This window comes from Shewanella cutis, from assembly GCF_022410515.1.
Classification (GTDB): Bacteria; Pseudomonadota; Gammaproteobacteria; order Enterobacterales; family Shewanellaceae; genus Shewanella; species Shewanella cutis.
The window spans coordinates 1-9784 of sequence record NZ_JACSDI010000035.1 but is presented as its reverse complement, the minus strand read 5'-3'; the positions used below and the strand labels follow the sequence as shown (position 1 = coordinate 9784).

Annotated in this window: 11 protein-coding genes and 1 pseudogene; 5 read left to right on the top strand and 7 right to left on the bottom strand. The window is 44.2% G+C overall.

All coding sequences use genetic code 11. The features are described from left to right. Positions 1-211 precede the first annotated feature (211 nt). The 6 genes and pseudogenes from H9J30_RS21390 to ccmA form a co-directional block, all read right to left on the bottom strand. Positions 212-809, bottom strand: a pseudogene (locus H9J30_RS21390) (IS630 family transposase); the annotation flags it as partial. Positions 810-985: 176 nt separating this feature from the next. After that, positions 986-1471: a cytochrome c maturation protein CcmE gene (ccmE, locus tag H9J30_RS21385; protein WP_011070633.1), complete on the bottom strand. Its 486-nt coding sequence runs from the start codon at positions 1469-1471 to the stop codon at positions 986-988. Continuing rightward, positions 1468-1668 carry a heme exporter protein CcmD gene (ccmD, locus tag H9J30_RS21380; protein ID WP_011070634.1) on the bottom strand — a complete coding sequence of 67 codons (201 nt, stop codon included), beginning with the start codon at positions 1666-1668 and terminating at the stop codon, positions 1468-1470. The genes ccmE and ccmD overlap by 4 nt, the downstream gene beginning before the upstream one ends. Further along, entirely contained in the window at positions 1668-2414 is a 747-nt protein-coding gene (locus H9J30_RS21375; protein WP_011070635.1) for a heme ABC transporter permease, read from the bottom strand. Before H9J30_RS21375 ends, ccmD begins: the two co-directional genes overlap by 1 nt. A gap of 1 nt (position 2415) precedes the next feature. After that, on the bottom strand, positions 2416-3102 hold the full coding sequence (gene ccmB, locus H9J30_RS21370; RefSeq protein ID WP_011070636.1) for a heme exporter protein CcmB: 687 nt from the start codon (positions 3100-3102) through the stop codon (positions 2416-2418). An 11-nt stretch (positions 3103-3113) separates the two neighbouring features. Then, a complete protein-coding gene (gene ccmA, locus H9J30_RS21365) occupies positions 3114-3764 on the bottom strand; it encodes a cytochrome c biogenesis heme-transporting ATPase CcmA (RefSeq protein WP_240132820.1) in 651 nt (216 codons plus the stop codon). Between the two features lie 325 nt (positions 3765-4089). Between ccmA and scyA the strand changes: the two genes are divergently transcribed. Next, positions 4090-4389 (top strand): monoheme cytochrome c5 ScyA, encoded by a 300-nt coding sequence (scyA, locus tag H9J30_RS21360; RefSeq protein ID WP_240132819.1) that lies wholly within the window; start codon positions 4090-4092, stop codon positions 4387-4389. A gap of 80 nt (positions 4390-4469) precedes the next feature. Here the strand turns inward: scyA and ccmI are convergent, their stop codons facing one another. Continuing rightward, entirely contained in the window at positions 4470-5717 is a 1248-nt protein-coding gene (ccmI, locus tag H9J30_RS21355; RefSeq protein ID WP_240132821.1) for a c-type cytochrome biogenesis protein CcmI, read from the bottom strand. Between the two features lie 399 nt (positions 5718-6116). On the opposite strand from ccmI, the gene H9J30_RS21350 reads away from it, so the two are divergent. From H9J30_RS21350 to H9J30_RS21335, 4 genes are read left to right on the top strand one after another with little or no spacing between them, the layout of a single operon-like run. Continuing rightward, entirely contained in the window at positions 6117-8096 is a 1980-nt protein-coding gene (locus H9J30_RS21350) for a heme lyase CcmF/NrfE family subunit (protein ID WP_240132818.1), read from the top strand. An 11-nt stretch (positions 8097-8107) separates the two neighbouring features. After that, positions 8108-8662: a DsbE family thiol:disulfide interchange protein gene (locus H9J30_RS21345; protein ID WP_011070641.1), complete on the top strand. Its 555-nt coding sequence runs from the start codon at positions 8108-8110 to the stop codon at positions 8660-8662. Next, entirely contained in the window at positions 8659-9138 is a 480-nt protein-coding gene (gene nrfF / locus H9J30_RS21340; RefSeq protein WP_240132817.1) for a heme lyase NrfEFG subunit NrfF, read from the top strand. The genes H9J30_RS21345 and nrfF overlap by 4 nt, the downstream gene beginning before the upstream one ends. Continuing rightward, positions 9135-9719, top strand: a complete 585-nt coding sequence (locus H9J30_RS21335; RefSeq protein WP_240132816.1) for a TlpA disulfide reductase family protein — start codon at positions 9135-9137, stop codon at positions 9717-9719. Before nrfF ends, H9J30_RS21335 begins: the two co-directional genes overlap by 4 nt. The last annotated feature ends 65 nt before the right edge of the window (positions 9720-9784 follow it).

The window sequence follows — 9784 nt, the reverse complement described above, 5'->3', positions numbered from 1 at the left end:
AACCGTGAGGGTAATGCAATTATGCTCTAGGCAGTGGGCAAAGATGAACAGTTAATTAATGTAATTGGTATAAATACGCAGATTCAAATTGTTGTTAGTACCAATCACATTAAATATCTAATCAGTTCAGAGCCTCATAGGCATCTCAATCCAAGGCGCATTGACGCAGAAATGGTAATTCGAATGAACAGATATTTAATACAATTGGTATAACGGCCCGTGGACGGGTCCCTTTCTCAGCCCAAATACAGGTGGTATTCTGTTGGCCAAAGCGGGCTTCATCTTGAAACCAAACGTCAATGGGATCGAGTGCAACGTGTCCTGGGGTGTTAAGGATCATTGCCATCCGGAAGTTTTTTAAAAGCCTCTTGTATAGCCTCAGATTGTTTCGGGTGGCGAGAGCGAGTGGTAATCCATGAGAAGCCAAGTTGATGCAGCAAGCGGTAGATATTTGCTTGCTTGAACGTCACACCAAATTCAGACTGAATAAACAGGCCGACATCCTTGGCCATCAACCTGCCACCTTGTGCAGATAGACTTCTGTGCTGTACGAACGCGTTAAGCTTAGCTTGCTGTGCGATGGAGAGTGTCGCAGGACGGCCCGGATTGGGCGCATCGTCAAGGCCTGTCAGTCCATGGGTTAAATAGGCGGTGACCCAGCGATTGGCACTGGTTCTACTGACCTTAAGCATGCTTGCGATGGCGGTACGAGAATGCCCTTCAGTGAAATGGAGTAAGGCAAGATAGCGCATACGTTTGCGTGAACTTTTCTCCGATTTAACTAAGGCTGCGATGTGGGGATGATTCATATTTTTGTATGATAAACATCAGATAATTAATATAAATGGTGTTAGAGAATCGATGGCGATATACACGAAATCAGACTATCTGAGATGCGCCCAATCAGGTACATAATAGAAAAGGCCAGCAACAAGAGCTGGCCTAGAAATTGTCAATCTATCCTAAGACGTGACATTGAGAGCTGTTATTGAGTTGCCGATTTCTGTTGGCTGTAATCAAGTTTCTCATGCTTTTGGCCCATAGCCTCGGCAACTTCAGGTGGCATATAGTTTTCGTCATGCTTGGCTAAGACTTCAGTCGCGGCCAACTTACCATCTTCACCCAATACGCCTTGTGCCACGATACCTTGGCCCTCACGAAATAGATCAGGTAATAAATCATCATAGGTCACTAGAATTTCGCCACCTAAGGAATCGTGTACAGCAAACTGCACATGTAGGCTGTTTGGATCACGCACCATAGAACCAACAGTTACCATGCCGCCCACACGAATACGTTGGCCTGCTTCGGGTTTTACACCAGTATCGGTTTTGCCGTTAACAATCTCAGACGGTGTATAAAATAGGTTTAAGTTGGAGTTCAGCGCATACAACAAAAGTGAAGCAATTGCGGCAACGCCACCGATTAATGCTACAGCTAATGTCAGTCTCTTTTTGCGTCTTGGGTTCACGATTTGTTACTCCTAGTTTCTTTGAGGCGCTCTTCGCGGTTCATCTTTTTCGCTATTTCAATAAGTACTTTGCGCTTTTGGCGTGCGCTTGTGATGATCAGCGTCGACAAACAGAAGAAGGTCACGCCATAGGCAAGCCATACATAAAAGGCATAGCCACCCATGTTGAAAAAATCACTGATAGAATCGAATTGCATTATTTGACCTCCTCAGCTTTAGCAAGTTCACGCACCCATGGGCGCATTCCATTTCTGGCTAATATTTCTGCTCTAAATCTCACAATAGTGATAGCCCCTATCATAAGCCCGAAACCTAAAATATTGATTAAAAGTGGGTACAACATTTCGCTCGACATCGTCGATTTTTCAGTAATCCGAATAGTTGAAGGTTGATGCAGTGAGCTCCACCATTCAACTGAGTATTTAATGATCGGAATATTGATTACGCCGACGATTGCTAAGATCCCCGCAGCACGTGCCGCAAGTACCTTGTCTTCAAAAGAAGCATAGAGCGAAATAACGCCTAAATAGAGAAAAAGTAAGACCAATTCAGAGGTTAGGCGCGCATCCCACACCCACCATGTGCCCCACATAGGTTTACCCCAGGTCGCACCTGTAAAGAGAGCGATAAAGGTGATGACTGCGCCAATAGGTGCGATAGAGGCTGCTGCCCAATCTGCCAGTTTTACCTGCCAGACAAGGCCAATAAATGCGGCGGTTGCCATGCCCATATAGGCGGCCATAGACATTGATGCGGCCGGCACATGGATAAAGATAATACGGTAACTGTCACCCTGTTGGTAATCAGTTGGGGCAAACAATAAGCCCCATACCGTGCCAACGGTAATGAAAAGACAGGCTAAGATAGCAAACCATGGAAATAATGTTCCTGATAACTTGTAAGCGCGTTCAGGATCCGCGTAAGGGTGTAACCATTTCCACATTTTAGTTAGTACTCACTCGCAGAGATGCACCTATTGCAAAAGGTGCCAAGGTTAACGAACCGATCAACATTGCGCCAATTATAGCGAGCTGACCGTCATAGGGTAAATTCATTCCTGCTGCATCAATGGCGCTGGTCGCGAATATTAGCACAGGAATATAAAGTGGTAGAATGAGTAGACTCAACAGTACACCGCCTTTGCGCAGACCAACCGTTAATGCTACGCCAATCGCACCTAAGAGTGACAACACAGGAGTGCCTAAAGCCAATGTGGCAATCAATGCTCCATAGCTGTTGGCTTCTAAGTTAAGTAACACTGCAAGCAGTGGTGCGATAAGGATAAGGGGCACACCCGTGAGTAACCAGTGAGCTAATACTTTTGCCAATACTAAAATGGCGAGCGGTTGTGGACTAAGCAGCATCTGCTCTAAGCTGCCATCACTAAAATCGGCTTTAAAAAGGCGCTCAAGCGATAGCATCGACGCGAGCAGAGCCGCAACCCAAATAATCCCTGGGGCGATACGCGCCAACATTTGCGGTTCTGGGCCAATACCAAGTGGAAATAGGGTGACAACCATAATAAAGAATAACAATGGGTTAAAAATATCACCGCGGTGGCGAATCGCGATTTTTAGATCCCGCTGGAGTAATGTAAAAAACGCTTGAGTAAAGCTGATGCCTCTTTTCATTATGCCAAACCTTATACGAAGCGATAATCTAGACGAATTTTACGAAGCCTATCATCTTTGATAATGCCCATATCTTGGTGAGTGGTAAGGATCACGCAGCCACCATTATCCGCATGTTTAATAAACAATTGCTCAAGTTCTTCGACGCCTCTTTTATCTATCGCAGTAAAAGGTTCATCCAAGATCCATATTTTACAATCATTGTGCCAGAGTCTTGCCAATGCTGTTCTGCGATGCTGACCTGCGGATAAATGTCCTGCAAGGGCTTCTTCAAATCCAGATAAATTCACTTTTGCCAATATGGCAGATGTATCAAAATCATCATAGCCACTGATTCTTAAATTGAAGTTAAGGTTTTCTTCAGCAGTTAACTCAGATTTCACGCCTGCGAGATGGCCTAAGTACAGCAGATCTTCATTATATTCATCGCGACATCGGTTGATGTCTTCACCGACATAAAAGGTTTGCCCTGCATAGGGTCGAGATAAGCCTGCCAAAATACGTAATAAACTGGTTTTGCCAGCACCATTGGGGCCTTCAATCTGGACGATATCGCCAGCATTAATCTCAAAACTTAATTCATCAAACAGGATGCGTTCTTCGCGGATGCATGTCAGCTTGCTCGCTGATAACAGTGTGTCTACTGAAATTATATTTGTCACTGAACCCTCTATCTCAAGCCGGAAGGAAACACAAGTGATTCTAACACAAACGTTATTGCGGGGTTTACAATTGCTTAGGACTAGATGTCAGCAATTTGATATGGTTCCAATAACCGCAATATTTCTCGTACAAATCGAACTTTTTTAATACTTGCTAATATATTAACGAATTTGTCACGCATGTCGCCTCATATCATTTATGCTGAGATTCTAATCACAAAAAGATGAGATTTATTGAAGTTTGTAGTAATCTTAGTTCGCTATAATGAGTCTGCCTCAAAGGGCAGCGCGAGCTTTGTACGTATTTGCATTAGGAACATTGAACATGAAAAAACTGTTAGCAATGACTGCAGTCGCTGCTTTGACTATGTCAGTCAACGTTTCAGCTCAAGATGCTGAAGCTATTTATAATAAGGCATGTACCGTATGCCATAGCATGGGTGTTGCTGGTGCTCCAAAAGCGCACAATGCTGCTGAGTGGGAACCACGCTTGGCTAAAGGTGTGGATAATCTGGTTAAAAGCGTTAAAACCGGTTTAAACGCAATGCCTCCTGGTGGTATGTGCACTGATTGTACTGATGAAGATTACAAAGCTGCTATCGCGTTTATGTCTAAAGCTAAGTAATTTTACAGTGTTAAAAAACCGGCATAAGCCGGTTTTTTTATCTCTGCCCTAAGCCAAGACTTAGCGCTATGGTAGATGATTTATTGTACTTGAGTATCCAATACTAAGTTTGCGGTTTCACCCACATTCACTTTGCTAATCTTTCCTTGGATATCACCAGCTTGTGGTTTGATATTGCCATGCTTAGATAAGACCGCAATGACTTCAACACTTGCTGTTTGGCTTAATTTAACATCGCCACCCATGCCAGTGCTATCATCTAATGTCACAGTAACAGGTAGGGATTTTGCGCTGACCTTGGTCGCTGCTAACGGCACTTTAGGGCCTTCAGTTGCACGGGCGAATACAAAGATAGTGTCATCTGGACCTGCTTTCGCCGCAAGCTCTGGTGAGATTGAAATCGCAATACTCACTGATTTACTTGTGACTTTTGCCTGCTTGTGTACATCATCGTTAGGCATGCCAGAGGTTTCGGCTTGAATACGTAAGTTAGCTGTTTCAATCGCATTCATCAGTGCAGCGCGATCCACATCAGGGCGGTTACTATCGAGAATGGTTTGCCATGAATCGATAGCTTTTTGATACTTAGCAGTGAAGAAAGCATCCATACCCACTAACAATAATGTTGATGGATCCTGCGGATCTAATGCTAACGATTCATCGATCAAGGCTTGAACTTGTGGCGTCATTTGCTGGCCAGCTTTGTAATACAATGCTGTCGCTTTTGGACCGATTAACTCTGCGTGCTTACCTACTAAATCCATCACTTTGTCGAATGCAGTGACCGCTTTATCGAATTGGTTAGCAGAAATATAAGCATGACCCAGACTAAACCAAGCTTGACTATTTTCAGGCTCTGCTTGTACTTGGGCTTCCATCATCTGCACGCGTTGCGCCATGATTTGAGCTGTGTCCATACCTGCATGCGGGTTAGCAGCTTGGTTGTTGCCTATATTTTCAAAGGCACCTAAATGTTGATAAAGATAACCGGAGATTGCTATCAAGCAGACCGACATGACTGATGGCCAAAGGATGCTCTTAGGTTTGATTTGATTGACGAGAGAATCATCGCTTGCTTGTTTGATGTCTTGGAGCAAACTGATTTCGAGTTCTCTCTTAAGCGCATCAAATTCTGCTTGATCGAGTAGCTCTTCATGAAGCTCTTTTTCAAGGGTAGAAAGACGCTCATTGAACAATTCGAGGTTCGTTTGCTTGCGAACGCCAGCTTCTTCAGTGCGCAACAACTTTTGCTGTCTGAAATGCGGGATCCAGATCAGCGTTAAGCTGATCAACATAACAAGCGCAATAAAAATCCAAAATGTCGTCATTGTTTCTATATTCACTTTAGTTTGCATATAAAGCGGTGTTACCGCCGGCTTGGAAGCAAGATTATACGTAAAGATTATTCATTGAACAGTAATATAAGACCATCATTAGTGTGAAAACTGATAGTTGGGCACTGGTTCACAAATTGATCCATCGAGTCATTTATGTATGAAACTTAAGGCTCATTTATCTGTCACATGCAAAACTGTAGGCTTTTAGTGACTCTCTTTCGGCAAAGATTGAGAATGAGACAAGTCACCCAGTTTTGTATGAAAGAGGCAGACAGGAACAATAGCAAATACTAAAATGAACCAAATTTCGTGCATTTGCGTGAACAGAATGTTGTGCGTTGGTTTGGAGTATTTCTAAATCAACTTATTATTAGAGACTGAGGAAAACCCATGATCCCAGAACTTGGACACTTTTCGTTGATAATAGGAGTGGCTTTTGCCTTCTTATTAGCCAGCGTTCCCCTTATAGGTGTTGCCCGTAAAGACCAATATCTAGTGAGGTATGCTTGGCCGTTAGCCTACGGAATGTTCTTTTTTATTGCTTTATCCGTAGTATCACTTGGTTACAGCTTCGCCGTTGATGATTTCTCCGTGGCCTATGTGGCACATCACTCTAATTCTCAGTTACCTATCTTCTTTAAGATTGCGGCCGTATGGGGCGGTCATGAAGGGTCGCTGCTATTCTGGGTGTTCGCGCTATCCACTTGGGCTGCTTCTGTTGCTTTATTCAGTAAAGGCTTAGAAGAAGTCTTCACCGCTCGCGTGTTAGCGGTATTGGCATTGATTGTGATTGGCTTCAGCTTGTTTATGTTACTCACTTCTAGCCCATTTGAACGTATATTCCCAATGCCTGCTGAAGGCCGCGACTTAAATCCAATGCTGCAGGATGTGGGCTTAATCTTCCACCCTCCGATGTTATATTTGGGTTATGTGGGTTTCTCGGTCAGTTTTGCATTTGCGATTGCAGCTTTGATGAGTGGTCACCTTGATTCTGCTTGGGCTCGTTGGTCGCGTCCTTGGACCTTAGCCGCTTGGGTTTTCCTCACTGGTGGTATTGCATTAGGTTCTTGGTGGGCGTATTACGAATTAGGCTGGGGTGGATGGTGGTTCTGGGATCCAGTAGAAAACGCCTCATTTATGCCTTGGCTAGTGGGTACGGCTTTAGTGCATTCACTGATCGTGACGGAAAAGCGCGGTGCATTCCGTAACTGGACGGTATTGCTGTCTATCTTCGCGTTCTCGCTAAGTTTACTCGGTACCTTTATCGTACGTTCTGGCGTTTTGACTTCCGTGCATTCATTTGCAGCCGATCCAAGCCGCGGTATGTTTATTCTATTATTGCTTGGTCTGGCTATCGGTGGTTCGCTTACTTTGTTTGCCTTCCGTGCAAGTGAAATGAGCAGCCCTGCACGCTTCGAGCTGAAATCAAAAGAAACCATGCTGTTAGTTTGTAACGTGTTACTGACGGTTGCAGCTGGTACTGTGCTGTTAGGCACTTTATACCCACTGCTGATCGATGCGTTAGGCATGGGTAAGATTTCTGTTGGACCTCCATACTTTAACGCTGTGTTTGTACCCATAGTACTTGTACTGTTTGCCTTTATGGGCGTAGGTCCAATCATTCGCTGGAAAAAATCGAAAGCCGGTGAGTTGAAGCGCCAGTTACTGGTACCTGCATTAGTATCTCTGGTGATTGGTATTGTCACGCCGTTTATCGTCGATGGGGCCTTTAACGCTTGGGTTGCTTGCGGTATCGCCGCTGCAGCTTGGATTATCTTGGCAACCGCAAAAGCAGCTTACAGTATCGTTAAGCCTAAAGACGGCGAAGTAAGCATGGCACGTATGGGCCGTAGCCAACTTGGTATGATCATCGCGCACTTAGGTATTGCTGTGTCTGTTATTGGTGCCACTATGGTGTCTAACTACTCAGTGGAGAAAAGTGTGAGAATGGGGCCTGGCGTAAGCCAAGAGCTAGCGGGTTACACCTTTAAATATCTCGAAACTAAAAACGTTGTTGGCCCTAATTACACTGCACAGCAAGGTCAAATTGAGATTTACAAAGGCGATAAGTTACTGACACTGCTCAAACCGGATCGTCGCCAATACAATGTGCGTACTATGGATATGACCGAAGCCGGTATCGATTGGGGTCTGTTCCGCGATCTGTATGTGACGATGGGCGATCCGATTAGTAGTACTGAATTTGCTGTGCGTTTGAACTACAAGCCGTTTGTGCGTTGGTTATGGTTCGGAGCAATATTCATGATGGTCGGCGGTTTCTTTGCCGCATCGGATAAACGCTATCGCTCAAAAGTCGCGGCTACCGTTAAGCTGCAAGCTGAAAAAGCGAAATTAGCTACTGCTCAATAATTGGGGAATGTATGAAGAAGTTGGTTCTGTTTATCCCATTAGTCATTTTTCTTGGCATGGGGGTATTTTTATACAAAGGATTGTTTTTAAATCCACAGAAACTGGATTCAGCTCTGGAAGGAAAGCCTATTCCGGCTTTCCAACTGGAACGTCTCGAAACACCAAATGAGATGATTACCAATGAGCAACTGAAAGGTAAAGTGGCATTACTCAACGTATGGGCGACTTGGTGTCCATCTTGTAAATATGAACACCCTTTCTTAGTCATGCTGAAACGTCAAAATATTCTGCCTATCTATGGGATTAACTACCGCGACGAGCGTATCCCTGCACTGGAAGAATTAAGACGTCAGGGCGATCCATACAATATCAATATTTATGATAAAGATGGTCGTTTAGGTTTAGATCTTGGCGTTTATGGCGCACCCGAAAGCTTTATTGTTGATCATAATGGCATTATTCGTTATCGCTATGCAGGTCCCATTGACCAGCGTGTATGGAGCGAAACCCTCTATCCTATGATCCAACAACTACAAGCTGAAGCGGCGAAGGATGGTGCAGCATGAGAACGCTGACAAAAATCATCGGCGGTTTAGTGTTGTTGCTGAGTATGGTGACAACCGTAATGGCTACACCTGTAGACACTTATGAGTTTAAATCGCCAGAAAATCAAAAGCGTGCGCTCGAATTGGCGCATTCCTTACGCTGCCCTCAGTGTCAAAATCAAAATTTAATTGATTCTAATTCACCTGTTGCCAGTGATTTACGTCTTGAAGTGTTCAAGATGGTCGATCAAGGCAAAGGTGATGATGAGATCATCGAGTTTATGACTAGCCGTTATGGTGAGTTTGTACTCTACAAACCTAGAATGGAAACCAAAACTTACATATTATGGTTAGGTCCTGTAGGTTTATTGTTACTAGGCTTAATCGTTGGCTTTATCTTTATTCGTAAGCAACGTATCACAGGTGCTGCGGCGCCAGAGATTAGCGCCGAAGATCAAAAAGCGTTAGATGCCTTATTGAAGCGTGACAGTAAATGAAGTCTCTCGCATTAATGGCTGTAATTTTTGCAAGTTTATCCGTTGCTATTGCTGGTAGAGCTTATGCGTACCCCGGCATGCAGCAGTCAAATAAACCGATAGAATCTACGGCCGACTTGATTAATGTATTGCCTCAAACCTTTCCTATCGAGCCCGTTGCCTTTAGTGACGTCAATGGCAAGCCTATCGACTTTAGCCAATACAAGGGGAGAGTCGTGATGGTTAACATGTGGGCGACCTGGTGCCCTCCCTGCGTAAGGGAGTTACCAGCGATTGAGCGATTGGCGACAAAGTTTAAAGCGGAAGAGTTTGCTCTATTGCCTATCTCTATCGATGCGGATGGCAAACAGCAAGTGCAACCATTTTTAACTTCATTAGGAATGGCAAACTTTAATTCCTACTATGATCCTACGCAAAAGCTAGGACAGGTGTTTCCACTTGATACCATCCCGGCAACCTTTATTCTCGATCAAAATGGTCAGTTGATCGCGTTTGTACGATCATTTGTCGATTGGGATGATGCAAAAGCCGTAGCGCTCATCCAAGCTTTTATCGATAAAGGCGCGAAAAAGCTCAATTAAACAGCATTTTGAGTGTAAATAGAGCCCGTTTGCAGAAAAGATCGCCATGCGATCTTTTTTCTTTT

What these genes read in the sequence shown, in the direction of transcription:
- scyA (WP_240132819.1), top strand. Translation starts at nt 4,090, where the DNA reads ATGAAAAAACTGTTAGCAATGACTGCAGTCGCTGCTTTGACTATGTCA.
- nrfF (WP_240132817.1), top strand. Translation starts at nt 8,659, where the DNA reads ATGAGAACGCTGACAAAAATCATCGGCGGTTTAGTGTTGTTGCTGAGT.
- ccmD (WP_011070634.1), bottom strand. Translation starts at nt 1,668, where the DNA reads ATGCAATTCGATTCTATCAGTGATTTTTTCAACATGGGTGGCTATGCC.
- H9J30_RS21350 (WP_240132818.1), top strand. Translation starts at nt 6,117, where the DNA reads ATGATCCCAGAACTTGGACACTTTTCGTTGATAATAGGAGTGGCTTTT.
- H9J30_RS21345 (WP_011070641.1), top strand. Translation starts at nt 8,108, where the DNA reads ATGAAGAAGTTGGTTCTGTTTATCCCATTAGTCATTTTTCTTGGCATG.
- H9J30_RS21335 (WP_240132816.1), top strand. Translation starts at nt 9,135, where the DNA reads ATGAAGTCTCTCGCATTAATGGCTGTAATTTTTGCAAGTTTATCCGTT.
- ccmI (WP_240132821.1), bottom strand. Translation starts at nt 5,717, where the DNA reads ATGACGACATTTTGGATTTTTATTGCGCTTGTTATGTTGATCAGCTTA.
- ccmB (WP_011070636.1), bottom strand. Translation starts at nt 3,102, where the DNA reads ATGAAAAGAGGCATCAGCTTTACTCAAGCGTTTTTTACATTACTCCAG.
- H9J30_RS21375 (WP_011070635.1), bottom strand. Translation starts at nt 2,414, where the DNA reads ATGTGGAAATGGTTACACCCTTACGCGGATCCTGAACGCGCTTACAAG.